This is a genomic window from Megasphaera intestinihominis, assembly GCF_040096415.1.
Classification (GTDB): Bacteria; Bacillota; Negativicutes; order Veillonellales; family Megasphaeraceae; genus Megasphaera; species Megasphaera intestinihominis.
Genome location: NZ_JBBMEU010000055.1, coordinates 1 through 14,768, shown reverse-complemented (window position 1 = coordinate 14,768; position 14,768 = coordinate 1). Strand labels below are relative to the sequence as shown.

Genomic DNA, 14,768 nt, shown 5'->3' with positions numbered 1-14,768 from the left:
GAGAAGTAGGCCAGGGCTGGGAAGACGGCGCCAGTACGGACGAAGGTGAGGAGTTCCATGTTGTACGTCGAAAAGGTCGTGAAGCCGCCCAGGATACCTGTGACGAAGAAGAGTTTGACGATGGGCGACAGGTCGCTGCTTTCGGAGAAAAAGACGAAGAGGATGCCGATGCAGAAGGACCCGATGAGGTTGGCCAGGATGGTGCCGTATGGGAAGAATACGCCGCCGTGGAGGTTGGCCAGTTCTGTGAGTAAATAGCGCAGGGCTGCGCCGATGCCGCCGCCGAGGGCGACGAAGAGGACTTTTTCCATGAATAGGACTCCTTTTTTTATGAAATAAGCGGGCCGCCCTTTGGGACGGCCCCTACGGAAGCGGTCCGTGGGACCGCGGCGGCCTGAGGGGTTCTTTCAAAAGGCTCGTCTCATAGGAGAGCTGTCAGCGCAGCTGACTGAGAGGTTGCTTTTGCAACGCGGCCTGCGGTAATTCAACCTCTCCGGCCCGTTGGGCCACCTCCCCCTATAAGGGGAGGCTTTGCGACCTGCGGCCTGCGGCCTGCGAACATCAATTAATACCATAACACGATGGGAGCGGCGATGCAAGACACGGCTGGCCCATCGGGACATTCTGTGATACAATATAGGATACCTAACGAACGATGAATGAAAGGAGGGGGATGCATGAGCTGGCAAGTAGAGAAAGCGCTGGATGATCTGATGGCCCAGGAAACGGGGGCTGTACAGTATCCTTTCGGCACGCGTCATGCCATGGCTATCTGTTATCCCAATACGTATGACGTGGCCATGAGCAATCTGGGGATGCAGATCATCTACCGCGAAGTGAACGGCCGCGAGGACTGGCTCTGCGAACGGGCTTTCCTGCCGGACAAGGACCTCATGAAGGTCTTCGAGAAGACAGGGGAACCGCTCATTTCCCTGGAGAACCGCCGGCCCCTGTCGGATTTCGAGATTCTCGGTCTGTCGGTCAGTTTTGAAATGGACTATTTCAACGTGCCGACGATCCTGGAAATGGGGCGCATCCCCGTCCTGGCCGCTGACCGCGATGATGACGATACGCTCGTCGTCATGGGCGGGCCTGTCGCCTTTTTCAATGCCGAACCGCTGTCGCCTTTTGTCGACGTCGTCCTGGTCGGCGAAGGGGAGCGCTTCATCCATACCTTCCTCGACGCCTATGGAGAAGGAAAGGCCCAGGGCCTGTCCCGTCACGACCTGCTGCGCTATCTGGCTACCCATGTCCCAGGCGTCTATGTGCCGTCCCTGTACCGCCACGAATACGATGACGACGGGCACGTCGTGCGCATCGTTCCGGAAGAGGGCATCCCGGCCAAGGTCGAACGCCAATGGCACGAGCTGACCCAGCCGGCGGAAACGGTCATCGCCACGCCGAATACGGAGTTCGGCGCCATGTACCTCATCGAGATTGCCCGGGGCTGCGGCCGTCACTGCCGCTTCTGCATGGCCGGCTACTGTTACCGCCGTCCCCGCGTCCGTCCGCTGGAATACGTCAAGTCCGCCGTCCTGCGCGGCAAGGCCCTGGGCAAGAAAATCGGCCTCATGGGCGCGGCCATTTCCGATTATCCCTATATCGACGAACTGGTCACGTTCATCCGCGACCAGGGGCTGGCCTTTTCCTGTGCGTCCCTGCGGGCCGACTCGATTACGCCGGCCATCGTCAAGGGCCTGGCCGAAAGCGGCCAGAAGACGATTACCCTGGCGCCGGAAGCGGGCAGCAAGCACATGCGGGACATCATCAACAAGGGCATCACGGAAGAGCACCTGCTCCATTCCATCGACCTGGCGACGGCAGCCGGTATCCGCCACGTGCGCATGTACATCATGGTCGGCCTGCCCATGGAAACCGATGATGATATCCAGGGCATCGTCGATATGACCCGCCGCGTCCAGCAGCACATGGCGGCCATCGGCAACCTGAGCCGCATCACCCTGAGCATCAACCCCTTCATCCCCAAGCCCTTCACGCCTTTCCAGTGGATGGCCATGACGGAAAAGAAGGTCGTCGAGAAACGGCTGAATTTCCTCAAGAAGGCCTTGAAGGACAAGCAGATCGAGCTGCTCATCGAGCCCCTGCGCTCGGCCTATATCCAGGGCGTCCTGTCCCGGGGCGACCGCCGCGTCGGCGACCTCCTGGTCAAGGCCCATGAATACGGCGGCGTCAAGGGCTGGAAACGGGCGGCCAAGGAGCTTCATTTCGATATTAAAGGATTTTTATATGACCAGCGGCCGACAGACGCCGTCATGCCCTGGGATACGATCGACACGGGACTGGTGCCGACGTACCTGACGGACGAGCTGAAAAAAGCCAAAGACGGGGAATTCACCATCCCCTGTTTCGACGGCTGCCGACGCTGTCACATTTGTGGAGGATATCATGACTAAGTGGGTAGAACATGGTAATGGAATCTGTTGGGAAGAGAGCACCCTCCTGGCAGATGCCGGCCTGCGCCATGGCGTGACCGGCAAGAGCGGCGGCGTCAGCGAGGCACCGTTCACGTCGCTGAACCTGGGGCTCCACGTCGGCGACCAGCCCAAGGCCGTCCTGGAGAACCGGCGCCGCCTCTGTGCCCTCCTGGGCTATCCCATGCAGAAGCTGACGACGGCTCAGCAGACCCACGAAGACCACGTCGTCGCCGTGGGACCGGCAGAGATCGGCTGCGGTGCCGGCAGTTATGCCGATGCCCTGGCCCATACGGACGCCATCATGACCAACCTTCCCGGCGTGCCGCTCATGCTCTGCATCGCCGACTGCGTGCCGGTCATCGTCTACGATCCGGTGAAGCGGGCCGTCGCCGTCATCCACGACGGCTGGCGCGGTACGGTCCAGCGCCTGGCGGCCAAGACGGTCTTTGCCATGCGCCTGGCCTACGGGTCGGACCCGAAAGACCTCCTGGCCTATGTGGGGCCTTCCATTTCCCGGGCCCATTACGAGGTCAGCGAGTCTACGGCCATGGCCTTCCGCCGCCTGGGGACGGCTTATGGGAACTGCGCCGGCGAAAAAGATGGCGTCTGGTCCGTTGACTTGTGGCAGGCCAACCGGCTGCTCCTGGAGGAAGCGGGCCTTCGGCCGGACCACATCGAAGTCACGACGAGCTGTGCCTTTGCCGAGGAAGGGAAGTTCTTTTCCTATCGCCGCGACGGCGGTCATACGGGCCGCATGGGGGCCTTTGCTGTCCTTTGAAAAGCAGATGGGACAAATTTTTAAATATGACTAGCTTTTATAGCCTTAACTATATATAATAAAAGAAGTGTAATGTTTTATAAATATATGAATATATATAATCACATGCACTACGGAGGGATAGGCTTGATTAAGGAAAATCTTGAGGCAGTAAATAAGAGAATTGCCGATGCAGCTGCCCGCGTCGGCAGGACTGACAAAATTACGCTTGTCGCAGTCACGAAGAATCATCCCGTAGAAATGATGGAAGAAGCCGCTAAATGCGGTGTCACCGACGTCGGTGAAAATCGGGTCCAGGAAGCACTTCAGAAGCTGGAAGCGTTCCCGGATAACCATTTGACCTGGCACTTAATCGGTCATTTGCAGACCAATAAGGCCAAACATGCCGTCGAACACTTCGACCTCATCCACTCGATCGATTCCGAACACCTGCTCAAAGCTGTGGATAAGGAAGCCGGCAAGATCGGCAAAGTACAGGATATTCTCCTGCAGGTCAATGTGGCCCGCGAAGAAAGCAAATTCGGCATGGAAGTGGAAGACTTCCCGGCTATGTGCGAAATGGCCAAGACCATGGAACACGTCCGCGTCCTGGGCCTCATGTGCATCGCCCCGAATTACGACAACGTAGAGGATGTACGGCCTGTATTCCGCATTGCCCACGCTTTGTATGAAGACATGAAGCCGAAGTTTCCGGAAGGTCAAATCCGTTACCTGTCTATGGGCATGACCCATGATTTTGAAATAGCAATCGAAGAAGGCGCCAATGTCGTCCGCGTAGGTACGGCAATCTTTGGGCCCCGTAATTACTAAGGAGGAGTATTCACCATGGGAGTAAAGAAAGTTTGGGATAAATTAGTAGGTACTGTAGGCGGCGTCAACGAAGACGACGAATTTGAAACAGACGAATACGAGGATGAAGAAGAAATGGAAGAAGAACGCGCACCGCGCCGCACGCCGGCTGTAGCCCCGCGCCGTTCCGGCGTCAATTATGCAGCACCTCAGGAAAAACCGCTGCGCATGGTCATCGTCGAACCGGAAACCTTTGACGATTCCCAGAGCATCGCCGATTATATCCGCGACCGCAAACCCGTCGTCATCAACTTTGAATCGACGCCGGACGACATTGCCAAACGCGTCGTCGATTTCGTCAGCGGCGCTACGTATGCCCTGGACGGCAACATCCAGAAGGTCGGCAAGGAAATCTTCCTTTGCGTACCGAGCAATGTCACCGTCGACCACGGCAAGCGTGACGACTACGGCGATTTCAATACGCCGCCCCTGGCCTGGAACAGCAACAACAATAACAACAACGGCAGCAGCACGCCGCAGCACTAGTAATTGAGGGATCAGTTTGAAGAACAGAGATCGGATTATCCGATATTATCAGGGAACCGATAATGGCAAGCTCGCCGCCCGCCTTATCGACTTGGCCGACAGCACGGCCAAGGGCCGCCCTTATGCGGTCAGTGAGTTCGTATCTCCCGGTGCCGTCCAGATCGGCGAGACCATCCAGGCCCACGTGCCGTCCCTGGTCCTCAAGACCTTTGGCGGCTATGAAGGGGCAGAACGGGTCAAGCTGGCTTTCGTCAGCGCCGATTACGACGGGCCTGTCGATTTCGGCATCACCGCCTGCCGCCTGTCCTGGGATGACCGCTACCGGCTCCTGGGGCACCGCGACGTCCTGGGCTCGCTCATGAGCCTCGGCGTCGGCCGCGAACGCTTCGGCGACATCATCATGCAGGATGCCGGCGCCGTCCTCTTGGCCGATACGAAACTCGTCCCGTATTTACAGCAGAATTTCACTAAAATTGCCATGGTATCCATTGCCATCGAAGAGATGCCCCTGTCGGACATTGCGCCTCGCCAGGAAAAAGTCAAGGAAATCAAGACGACCGTCGCATCGCTCCGCCTCGATGCCATTGCATCTTCGGGCTTTGGCATTTCCCGTACCAAGGCGGCCGAAGCCATCAAGGGCGACCGGGTCCAGGTCAACTGGCAGCCTGCCAAGGGACCGAGCCAGGACGTCAGTCAGGGCGATGTCATTTCGCTGCGCGGCAAGGGCCGGATGGAACTGGCCGAGATCACGGGTACGTCCAGGAAGGGCCGTATCGGCGTCTTGCTGAAGCGGTATATGTAATTCCCTTTCACACGGAGGAAATACCATGCTTACACCAATGGATATTCACAACAAAGAATTTAAACGCGGCTTCCGCGGGTACAGCGAAGAAGACGTCGATGCTTTCATGAACAACATCGCCGGCGACTACGAAAAGGTATACCGGGAATACTGCGAATTGAAGGAACGCTGCGACAGCCTGCAGGACAAGCTGACGCAGTATGAAAAGATGGAAGCTACCATGAACAGTACGCTCATGCTGGCCCAGCAGACGGCGGAAAACGTCAAGGTCTCGGCCCGCAAGGAAGCCGACCTCATCCTGCAGGAAGCGGAAAGCAAGAAGAAGCAGATGCTCGACGAAACGATGATGAATCTGCAGCAGTCCCGGCAGGAATGGGAAAAGCTCAAGGCCCAGACCGGGGCATACCGCGCCAAGTGCCGTGCCATCCTGACCAGCCAGCTCAAGCTGCTCGACGACATGGCCCTCGATGGCGAAGGTGCGGCACCTGTCGCTGCGGATAAATCGGTCGCCGTCAAACCGGCAGCCCCGGCTGTCGCCGTTTCGACCGAAGCCGCGCAGAAAGCCGTACCCGATCATGGCAGCCACGATGACAGTGATGCCAAAAAGGACGCTAAAAAAGCCCAATAATACGTATTTTATGGATATGCTCTCTTTCAGGTATGACGCACGTTAGACCCGGCAGGGAGTATATTTGTTTATAGAGGGGGACAACGATGAAACGATTCTTTCTTTTGCTGGCAGCCTGGTGCTGCCTGGGGCTCAGCGCGGCCCTGGCCTATAATCCCTATGCGCCGAACCAGTTTGACGCCGTAGACCGCAATACCTGGGAATACAAGGCCGTCTACGACCTGTCCAAGGCCGGCCTGACGGGGGTGCCGATGACGCGCTTTGCGCCGTCGTACAACCTGACGCGCTATGAAGTGACGGAAATGATCGCCGCTGCCATGAAGAACCGCAGCAAAGCCACGGCAGACCAGCAGCGGGAAATCGATAAACTGGCCCAGAGCTATGCCGACGACCTGCAGTACGTCAGCGACGCGCCGAAGGAAGCCGAACCGTCCAGTCAGGGCGTCGTCTTCGACTGGAAGGGGGACAAGGCCTGATGAAGCCGGTAAAGATGATCACCATCGACCTCGATGGGACGCTCCTGCGCAGCGACGGCAGCGTGTCGGACCGGACGGTCCGCACCTTGCAGGCAGCCCGCGATAAGGGCGTCGTCGTCGCCATCGCCACGGGACGCATGTACCAGACGGCCCGGCCTTACGGCGACCGCCTGGACCTCGGCGACAGTCCGCTGCTGCTCTTTGCCGGCGGCCTCATCGAGACGCTGGAATCGAAGAAGATTCTCTTCCAGCAGGCCATTCCGCAGCAGACGGCACAGGAACTGGTCGACCTGGCCCGGGAAAAGGGCTGGCAGATGCAGACCTATATCGACGACGTCCTGCGCACGGCCAAGGATGATAAGTGGATCCGCGGCTATGAAGAAATCACGCACAGCAAGGCCTGTATCTGCGGCGACGAATTCTACCGCGTCCAGGGCGACTGCAACAAGCTTCTCAGCCGGGGCGAGCACGACGACCTGGTGGCCCGCAAGGCCCTCATCGAGGAGCGTTTCCCCGGTCAGTTCAACATCCTCTTTTCCATGCCGACATTCCTGGAAATCATGCCCAGCGGCGTCGACAAGGGCAAGGGTATCCGCCGCCTGGGCGAGCTCTACGGCATCACGGCCGATGAGATCATGGCCCTCGGCGATTCCCAGAACGATTTGGATATGCTCAAAGCCGCCGGTTTCCCCGTGGCCATGGCCAATGCTGCCGACGAAGTAAAGGCCGTCGCGTCTTACGTCACGGCGTCCAACAATGACGACGGCGTCGCCGCGGCGGTTGAGAAATTTGTATTGTAACATTGTCTATATAGGAGGTTCTTATGGACCATTTTCATTTGATCATTGTCACCGGCATGTCCGGTGCCGGTAAGAGCCATGCTGTCCAGGTATTGGAAGACATCGGCTATTTCTGCATCGACAATATCCCGCCGGTCCTGATTCCCAAGTTCGCGGAATTGTGCATCAAAGGCGGCGAACGGGTCCGCCACGTGGCCCTCATCGCCGATATCCGGGGCGGTGAATTCTTTGACGCCATGAGCCAGTGCCTGAAAGACCTCAAGGCCGAAGGCATTTCCTACGAAATCGTCTTCATTGAGGCTTCGGATCAGGCCCTGGTACGGCGCTATAAGGAAACGCGCCGCGTCCATCCCCTGGCCCCGCATGGCCGCATCAGCCAGGGCATCGCCGAAGAACGCAAGCGCCTGGCCTCGTTGCGCCAGAAAGCGGATTTCATCATCGACACGTCGAATCTCAAGCCGAAGCAGCTCAAGGAGATCCTGGTCAAGCGCTATGCCATTACGGACAGCAAGAAGAGCATGACCGTTACCGTCGTGTCCTTCGGCTTCAAGCACGGCATGCCCATCGATGCGGACATCGTCGAAGATGTGCGCTTCCTGCCCAATCCTTATTATATTGAAGAATACCGACATAAATCGGGCCGTGTACCCTGTGTGCGCGACTATGTCGAAAGCTTCCCCATTACCCAGACGTATAAGGAAAAGTGGTTCGATATGATCGACTTCCTCCTGCCCAACTATGAACGGGAAGGCAAGAGCCAGCTGGTCATCGCCGTCGGCTGTACGGGCGGGATGCACCGCAGTGTCTGTATGGCCGAAGCCATGTATAAACATCTCAGGGATAACGGTGTCGACGTATCCATCGAACACCGGGATATCCAGAAGAACGACGTCGAAGAAGATGCGCCGGGGTACGAAGGCGAAGCGTAGGAGGTGCTGTCATGCGTTTTATGAAATGGCTGCATCCGGGCTTGCACATCAAGCGATGGCTCTTTCTCTTCGGCCTGGGCATGATGTGCTCCAGCTTCGGCATTATCCTGACCTTTAACTACCAATGGCTGGGGTCGCTGGAAGAATGGGCTTTCCGCCTGCTCTATGAAGTGACGGGCCATTATAACTATACCATCCTGGCCAGTATGGGCATCCTGGTCATCCTCCTGGGGTTGGTCGTCATGGCCTGGGCGACGCGGCGCCTGATCCGTACCATGATCGGCGTCGTCATGCCCGGCGAATCGGATAACCTCAGCGACCTGATCTTTTCCAACCTCCAGCTGTCCAAAGGGCCGAAGGTCGTCGTCATCGGCGGCGGCACGGGCCTGTCGGTCATGCTGCGCGGCCTCAAGGCCAAGACATATAACCTGACGGCTGTCGTCACCGTCGCCGACGATGGCGGTTCGACAGGCCGCATCCGCCAGGACCTGGATATCATCGCCCCAGGGGACCTGCGCAACTGCCTGGTCGCCCTGGCCGATAAGGAAGGGCTCATGGAAAAGCTCTTCGCCCACCGCTTCGGCGGGTCCGGCAACCTGACGGGCCACAGCTTCGGCAACTTGTTCATCGCCGCCCTCATCGAAGTCCTGGGCGACGTCGAGGAAGCCATGGACGCGACCAGCAAGGTCTTGCGCGTCCGCGGCAAGGTCATCCCATCGTCGGCGGAAAAGCTTCGCCTCAATGCCGAAATGACCGACGGTCGCATCGTCGAAGGGGAATCGCAGATTCCCCATGCCCACGGCAAGATCAAGCGCGTCTTTACGACGCCGGAACACCCCAGGGCCATCCAGTCGGCCGTCGACGCCATCAGGGAAGCCGACGCCATCGTCCTCGGACCGGGCAGCCTCTATACGAGCATCATGCCCAATCTCTGCGTACCCGATATCGTCCAGGCCGTCCGCACCAGCAAGGCGCCGAAGATCTATATCTGCAACGTCATGACCCAGCCCGGGGAAACGGATGATTACACCGTATCCGACCACATCCGGGCCATCAACCGCCAGGCCGGCGGCAAGGTCATCGACTTCGTCATCGCCAACAACGGCGATGTCGATCCGGCCGTCCTCCAGCGCTATGTCGCCCACGGGTCCCATCCGGTCATGATCGACAAGAAGGAAGTCAGCCAGACCGGGGCGACGCTCATCCTGTCGAATTTGATCAACAAGGAAAACAGTGCCACTCACGATACGAAGAAGCTGGCCAACGTCCTCTTTGATCTGATCAACGCCTTGCGGACCGATTTGTCGCCGGAGCTCTTGCATTACTATTTGAAGCGTTACACATTCAACCATCGTTAGGAGGCGGCGCCCTTTGTCATTTGCAGAAGAAGTGAAGAATGAAATCGCCCACTGCAAGCCCGAAAATGCCGCCTGCCGTTTTGCCGAACTGGCAGCGCTGCTCTGCATGGGCGGCTCCCTCATACTCGGCTCGCGCGGGACTATCGGCATCGAATTCAGCACGTCCAATAATGCCGTCGCCCGCAAGGCCCTGAAGATGTGGATGGAATCGTTCCCGGTCCGGCCCGAAGTCCGGGTCCGCCAGGGCCTGCGCCTGCGCAAGAAGAATTACTATATCCTGCGCGTATCGCCGTCGCCGGAAAGCACGGCCATCCTGAAGGATTTGTCCCTGTTTCCGACAGATACGGAATTTTCGGCCATCGACCTCAAGAAGACCGACTGCCAGCGGGCTTTCCTGCGGGGAGCCTTCATGGGCGGCGGGTCCGTCAATCAGCCCAAGGGCGATTATCACCTGGAACTGGTGACGGGCAATGCGGCCTTTGCCGAAAAATTGTTGAAAATCATGCGCCGTTTCCGCCTGCCGGCCAAGACGACGGACCGCAAGGGCGATTATTTGGTTTACATCAAAGAAGGCAATGGCGTGTCCCAATTCCTGCAATACATCGGCGCAGCCCAGGCGTATCTCAAGTTTGAGAGCGTCCGCGTCGTCAAGGGGATGCGCAACAATGTCAACCGCGTCGTCAACTGTGAAACGGCCAATCTCCAGAAGACCGTAGACGCCGCCGTGCGCCAGCGCCGGGCCATTACCTGCATCCAGGAATCGGGCCTGTACCAGTGCATGTCGCCGAAGCTGCGGGAAGCGGCGGAATTGCGCATGGCCAATCCTGAAGCTTCCATGAGTGAACTGGCGGCCCAGTCGGGATTGACGAAATCGGGCTTGTCCCACCGTTTTAAAAAAATCGCTGATATAGCGAAACAGATAGAAGGTCAACGAGAAGATGAAATTTAAGAAACTATGTACCTATATAGCCGGCCTGCTGACGGCCTGTCTGCCCCTGGCCGGCGCCCTGGCAGCGGATCTGCCCGCTGTCGACGACCCGGACGTCATGGACCGCGTCGTCGCCCAGCGTATGCTTCCTATTTCCATGACAGCTCCTGTCGATACGGGGACGCTGCTCCTCTCTGATAGCCCGGAATACGCCGATGGTGACGGGATCCTCTATGGGGATACGGTCAGCGGCGACGTGCGCCTCTATTTCTATCATGTCAACCAGCACCAGTATAACCGGAAAATCGTAGCCATGCTCTACAATCCGCACCCGTATCCGCTGGAAGCGGTCCTCCGAGGTTATCAGTATACGCGGCCCAGTACGGACTACTACCAGGTCGGCAAGGAACTGTCGACCATGTATTATGAAGGCAACATGACGGTTAATAAGATCACCGTCCCGGCCCATGACTATGCCATCGTCGGTCAGCGCCTCAATGAAACTGTCGTCCGGCCGGACCAGCTCTTTTCGGGCATCGTCAACGTCAGCCTGCCGGAACCCATGATCCTGTCGTCCATGATCCTGCCGCCCCAGGAAGACCCGATTGCCTTCATCCGCAAGCAGCAGTACCTGGCCAGTGACTCCGTCCAGCTGCGCGGCACTTTCCACGGCAAGGACCGTTACCTGAGCACGCTCATTCCCTATTCGACGGACAGCGGCATCGGCTATATCCTCCTGGCTGACGGCGTCTGGGACCGTTTCCTCCAGGGCCGTGACGTCATGGACAATCGGGCCTCGGAAGATACGGGCAACTACGGCGTCGACTACACCATCCACCTGCGCACGACGGGGACCGGGAACATCCACTTGTATTTCAATCCCCAGGGCGGCGAATATGCCGGCGTGACGGAACTCATCTACAGCGATCCCCAGCGGGGCGAAGACAAGAAAATCGTCGAACTGCCGCGCCATCGCCACTCCATGGGCCTCAATGACCCGTATGCCATGGAATACGTCGATACCTTCCCGGCCGGGACGGACATGACCATCCACATCATGCCGCCGGGAGCCGCCAACCTGCCGGTCCGCTTCCTCGTCGTCCCGGACAATAAACTCCAGCCCATCCGCGAAGCCGTCCAGAGCGAACGGACTGCAAAAGAACGTCAGGCCGCAGCCGCTGCCGAAGCAGCCAAACGCAAAGCCGCCTATAAAGACAAGACCATCCGGCCCGAAACGGAACTTCAGTCCGACAACCAGGGCGAGTTCATGTCCTTAAAAGACCGCCTGGCCAAACTCCAGAAGAAGGATAAAAAATAGTGGTTCTCAAAGCCTCCCCTCATAGGGGAGGTGGCCCAACGGGCCGGAGAGGTTCTTTGGCTTTATAGTTTGTAGTGCGGAGTTTGTAGAAGATGGTTTAAATTTAAAACCATCCGCTAACCACTAGCCACTAACCACTAACCACTTAAAAAGGCTTGTCGCATGTGCGACAAGCCTTTTTTTTACTGCTTCGGTTCTTCGCCGAACCATTTCTTATAGATTTTAGCGTACGTTCCGTCTGCCTTGATTTCCTTCAAAGCTTCATTGACTTGTTTGCTCAGTTCCGGTTTATCTTTGCTGATGCCCATGGCTACGCCGCGGGACGTAATGGGTTCGCCGACGATCTTGAGCTTATCTTTGCCGCCCTGCTGGAGGTAATACTGGGCGACGGCTTTATCGATGGAAACGGCATCACACGTACCGGCTTCCAGTTCCATCCAGCCCTGGGTGTTGGTGTCGAATTCCTTGACGTTGGCCCCGTGTTCTCTGGCGTAATCGGCTGCCTTGGAACCGACCTGGGCGCCGACGGTCTTGCCGGCGATGGAGTCATAACCGGTGATGTCCGTATTGCCCGTCGGGACGACGATGGTGTAGCCACCCTGGTAATAGACGTCCGTGAAGTCGATCTGTTTTTTCCGTTCATCTGTCGCATCCATGCCGGCGGCGATGAGGTCGATCTGGCCGCTCTTCAGGGCCGGGATGAGGGCGTCGAAGCCGAGGTTCTTGACTTCCATCTTGTAGCCCAGCTTATCGCAGACGGCCTGGGCCAGGTCGATGTCGAAGCCGACGTCCTTTTCATTTTCCGTGAATTCAAAAGGCGGGAACGTCGGTTCCGTGCCGACGATGAGGGTCTTGTCGCCTTTGGCTGCGCCATCTTTTTTATCGGCTGTGCCGTTGGAGCCGCAGCCGGCGAGAAGGGTCAGGGCTGCCAGCGAGGCAGCGACGAGGGTCGTAACTTTTTTCTTCATCATAATGAGTTCCTCCAATTAGGGAATAGTAAGGATTTCGCTGAGATCCTTCATGATTGCCACATGGGGCAGGCGGGCGAATTCCTGGCTCGTCGTCGTTCCCGTCGTCACGGCGGCAAAGGCGACGCCGGCATTTTTGGCGGCTCTGGCGTCGATGGTATTGTCACCGATGTAGAGGACGTCCTTTTTATCCAGGCCGAAGTGGCGGCAGACGGCGTTGATTCCGTCCGGTGCCGGTTTGGCCTTGGCGACGTCTTCCACGCCGACGACGAGGTCGATGAGGCTTTCCATCTGGTATTTCCGCAGGGTTTCGCCGATACGCGACCGGGTCTTGGTCGATGCGATGCAGCACAGGGCGCCGGCGTCTTTCAAAGCATGGAGCGTCGGCAGGGTCTGCGGATAGAGATGGGTGTTGGCCGTCATGTACTTGTCGGAGAAGCGGACCTTGTATTCCCAAATCAGGGCGTTGACCCGGTCCGGGTCCGTTTCCCCGGTCAGGAGGGCCATGGCGTCGTACATGGTCATGCCAATCGTGCGGCGGATAGCTTCTTCAGGGATACCGTCATAGCCTTCGACCTCGAAGAGGAGCTGGAAGCACATGACGATACCCTTTTCCGAATTGGCCAGGGTGTAGTCGAAATCGAATACGTAGGCTTTATACATCGATTATGCCTTCGGATCGACGCCGAACCATTTCTTGTACAGTTTGGCATAAGTCCCGTCGGCTTTGAGGTCGGCCAGGGCTTTGTTGACCTTTTCCAGGAGTTCCGGTTTGTCCTTGGAAACAGCCATAGCGATACCGGCATCAGCTTTCTTGGCGTCGCCGACGATCTTCAGGTCTTTATCGCCGCCTTCTTTCATGTAGTAGAGGGCGACCGACGTGTTGATGACGACGGCATCACACGTGCCGCTCTGCAGTTCCATCCAGCCCTGGCTGTTGGCGTCATACTGCTTGACCGTAGCGCCGGCTTCCGTAGCCAGGTCTACGCCCTTCGTGCCGACCTGGGAACCGACCGTGCGGCCTTTGAGGTCATCGAAGCCATTGATGTTGGTGTTATCCTTGCGGACGACGACGGAATAACCATCCTGGAAATACGGTTCCGTAAAGGAAACCTGTTTCTGCCGTTCCGGCGTAGCGTCCATGCCGGAAGCAATCATGTCGATCTGACCGCTGCGCAGGGCCGGGATGAGGGCGTCAAAACCGAGGCTCTTGACTTCAACTTTCGTGCCCATTTTTTCGCCGATGGCATTGGCCAAATCAATGTCGAAACCGATGTATTTGTCGTTTTCCGTAAATTCGAACGGCGGGAACGTCGGTTCCATACCGACGACGAGGGTCTTCTGATCTCCCGAAGCGCCGTCCTTTTTGTCTGCTGAAGAACCACAGCCGGCGACCAGTGTCACAGCCGCCATGGCAGCGGCTGCCAGAGCTAAACATTTCTTGTTCATGTGTAACAACTCCTGTTCATTGCCTAATAAGGAAATATAAAATACAACTACTCGACATAATTATACTATATATAGCGCGAAAAATATAGCATAAAGTGCGTAGGGGCCGCCCTTTAACCTCTCAGACTGCCTTTGGCAGCCAGCTCCCCTATGAAGGGATCCTTTGGCGGCCCGCTGTGAACAATGGGGAAAATACTTGACCGGAATATGCGGTATGATTTTGCGGCCTGCGACCGGCGCTTTCTATGGTTTTGCGACCTGCGGCCAGCTCCCCCATGAAGTAGGATTTTCTGACCTGCAATGTGGGAGGTATCTTAGGATAGCGCTTGAATCCCAACATACACTGTATACCAGTGTTGAAGATGCTGATTTGCGGTTATTAGATAAATTCAATCCATATAAAGAAACTGTATTTTAAATATCTATTAATGTAAATAATATTTAAAATAATATTATATTGTCATGTAAATTATTGTCATTATAGAACGATAGTGTAAAATCATTTGTGTAAACTCAGAAGTGGGTATAGAAAAAGGAACCACTTTTCTTTATAGTGTTAAGTGA

The 14,768-nt window shown here is 57.0% G+C and carries 16 protein-coding genes; 12 read left to right on the top strand and 4 right to left on the bottom strand.

Annotation, left to right across the window (positions count from 1 at the left end):
• Positions 1-311: fluoride efflux transporter CrcB (gene crcB / locus WMO23_RS08890; protein WP_349173812.1), on the bottom strand; the 311-nt coding region annotated here is incomplete at its 3' end.
• 366 nt (positions 312-677) lie between these two features.
• Between crcB and WMO23_RS08885 the strand changes: the two genes are divergently transcribed.
• The 12 genes from WMO23_RS08885 to WMO23_RS08830 all read left to right on the top strand — a co-directional run bounded on the left by WMO23_RS08885 (position 678) and on the right by WMO23_RS08830 (position 11,787).
• Positions 678-2,414 (top strand): radical SAM protein, encoded by a 1,737-nt coding sequence (locus tag WMO23_RS08885; RefSeq protein ID WP_302491463.1) that lies wholly within the window; start codon positions 678-680, stop codon positions 2,412-2,414.
• Positions 2,407-3,213, top strand: a complete 807-nt coding sequence (gene pgeF / locus WMO23_RS08880; RefSeq protein WP_292105598.1) for a peptidoglycan editing factor PgeF — start codon at positions 2,407-2,409, stop codon at positions 3,211-3,213. The genes WMO23_RS08885 and pgeF overlap by 8 nt, the downstream gene beginning before the upstream one ends.
• A 126-nt stretch (positions 3,214-3,339) precedes the next feature.
• Entirely contained in the window at positions 3,340-4,023 is a 684-nt protein-coding gene (locus tag WMO23_RS08875; RefSeq protein WP_292105600.1) for a YggS family pyridoxal phosphate-dependent enzyme, read from the top strand.
• A 15-nt stretch (positions 4,024-4,038) separates the two neighbouring features.
• The gene (locus tag WMO23_RS08870) at positions 4,039-4,548 is read left to right on the top strand and encodes a cell division protein SepF (RefSeq protein ID WP_020309982.1); all 510 of its coding nucleotides are present in this window, start codon (positions 4,039-4,041) and stop codon (positions 4,546-4,548) included.
• Between the two features lie 16 nt (positions 4,549-4,564).
• Positions 4,565-5,350 (top strand): YlmH family RNA-binding protein, encoded by a 786-nt coding sequence (locus WMO23_RS08865; RefSeq protein WP_292105603.1) that lies wholly within the window; start codon positions 4,565-4,567, stop codon positions 5,348-5,350.
• Between the two features lie 25 nt (positions 5,351-5,375).
• Entirely contained in the window at positions 5,376-5,978 is a 603-nt protein-coding gene (locus WMO23_RS08860) for a DivIVA domain-containing protein (RefSeq protein ID WP_036201224.1), read from the top strand.
• An 86-nt stretch (positions 5,979-6,064) separates the two neighbouring features.
• Positions 6,065-6,454: a hypothetical protein gene (locus WMO23_RS08855; protein WP_020309985.1), complete on the top strand. Its 390-nt coding sequence runs from the start codon at positions 6,065-6,067 to the stop codon at positions 6,452-6,454.
• On the top strand, positions 6,454-7,254 hold the full coding sequence (locus WMO23_RS08850) for a Cof-type HAD-IIB family hydrolase (RefSeq protein ID WP_292105609.1): 801 nt from the start codon (positions 6,454-6,456) through the stop codon (positions 7,252-7,254). Before WMO23_RS08855 ends, WMO23_RS08850 begins: the two co-directional genes overlap by 1 nt.
• A 23-nt stretch (positions 7,255-7,277) precedes the next feature.
• Positions 7,278-8,183 carry an RNase adapter RapZ gene (rapZ, locus tag WMO23_RS08845; protein WP_020309987.1) on the top strand — a complete coding sequence of 302 codons (906 nt, stop codon included), beginning with the start codon at positions 7,278-7,280 and terminating at the stop codon, positions 8,181-8,183.
• Between the two features lie 11 nt (positions 8,184-8,194).
• Positions 8,195-9,541: a gluconeogenesis factor YvcK family protein gene (locus WMO23_RS08840; RefSeq protein ID WP_020309988.1), complete on the top strand. Its 1,347-nt coding sequence runs from the start codon at positions 8,195-8,197 to the stop codon at positions 9,539-9,541.
• 13 nt (positions 9,542-9,554) lie between these two features.
• Positions 9,555-10,490, top strand: coding sequence for a DNA-binding protein WhiA (gene whiA / locus WMO23_RS08835; protein WP_020309989.1), 936 nt, complete (start codon positions 9,555-9,557; stop codon positions 10,488-10,490).
• Complete coding sequence (locus WMO23_RS08830) at positions 10,480-11,787, top strand: hypothetical protein (RefSeq protein WP_292105615.1); 1,308 nt, start codon at positions 10,480-10,482, stop codon at positions 11,785-11,787. Before whiA ends, WMO23_RS08830 begins: the two co-directional genes overlap by 11 nt.
• A 182-nt stretch (positions 11,788-11,969) precedes the next feature.
• Here WMO23_RS08830 and WMO23_RS08825 read toward each other — a convergent pair whose 3' ends face one another.
• The 3 genes from WMO23_RS08825 to WMO23_RS08815 are packed head-to-tail and all read right to left on the bottom strand — an operon-like array spanning position 11,970 to position 14,204.
• Positions 11,970-12,755: a basic amino acid ABC transporter substrate-binding protein gene (locus WMO23_RS08825; RefSeq protein ID WP_416184386.1), complete on the bottom strand. Its 786-nt coding sequence runs from the start codon at positions 12,753-12,755 to the stop codon at positions 11,970-11,972.
• 18 nt (positions 12,756-12,773) lie between these two features.
• A complete protein-coding gene (locus WMO23_RS08820) occupies positions 12,774-13,418 on the bottom strand; it encodes an HAD family hydrolase (RefSeq protein WP_301876996.1) in 645 nt (214 codons plus the stop codon).
• Between the two features lie 3 nt (positions 13,419-13,421).
• Complete coding sequence (locus WMO23_RS08815; protein WP_020309993.1) at positions 13,422-14,204, bottom strand: basic amino acid ABC transporter substrate-binding protein; 783 nt, start codon at positions 14,202-14,204, stop codon at positions 13,422-13,424.
• Positions 14,205-14,768: the final 564 nt, after the last annotated feature.

Coding starts and splice junctions, on each gene's coding strand:
- WMO23_RS08860 (WP_036201224.1), top strand. CDS start 5,376: ATGCTTACACCAATGGATATTCACAACAAAGAATTTAAACGCGGCTTC.
- rapZ (WP_020309987.1), top strand. CDS start 7,278: ATGGACCATTTTCATTTGATCATTGTCACCGGCATGTCCGGTGCCGGT.
- WMO23_RS08830 (WP_292105615.1), top strand. CDS start 10,480: ATGAAATTTAAGAAACTATGTACCTATATAGCCGGCCTGCTGACGGCC.
- WMO23_RS08840 (WP_020309988.1), top strand. CDS start 8,195: ATGCGTTTTATGAAATGGCTGCATCCGGGCTTGCACATCAAGCGATGG.
- WMO23_RS08820 (WP_301876996.1), bottom strand. CDS start 13,418: ATGTATAAAGCCTACGTATTCGATTTCGACTACACCCTGGCCAATTCG.
- WMO23_RS08825 (WP_416184386.1), bottom strand. CDS start 12,755: ATGAAGAAAAAAGTTACGACCCTCGTCGCTGCCTCGCTGGCAGCCCTG.
- WMO23_RS08885 (WP_302491463.1), top strand. CDS start 678: ATGAGCTGGCAAGTAGAGAAAGCGCTGGATGATCTGATGGCCCAGGAA.
- WMO23_RS08855 (WP_020309985.1), top strand. CDS start 6,065: ATGAAACGATTCTTTCTTTTGCTGGCAGCCTGGTGCTGCCTGGGGCTC.
- pgeF (WP_292105598.1), top strand. CDS start 2,407: ATGACTAAGTGGGTAGAACATGGTAATGGAATCTGTTGGGAAGAGAGC.
- WMO23_RS08850 (WP_292105609.1), top strand. CDS start 6,454: ATGAAGCCGGTAAAGATGATCACCATCGACCTCGATGGGACGCTCCTG.
- WMO23_RS08815 (WP_020309993.1), bottom strand. CDS start 14,204: ATGAACAAGAAATGTTTAGCTCTGGCAGCCGCTGCCATGGCGGCTGTG.
- WMO23_RS08870 (WP_020309982.1), top strand. CDS start 4,039: ATGGGAGTAAAGAAAGTTTGGGATAAATTAGTAGGTACTGTAGGCGGC.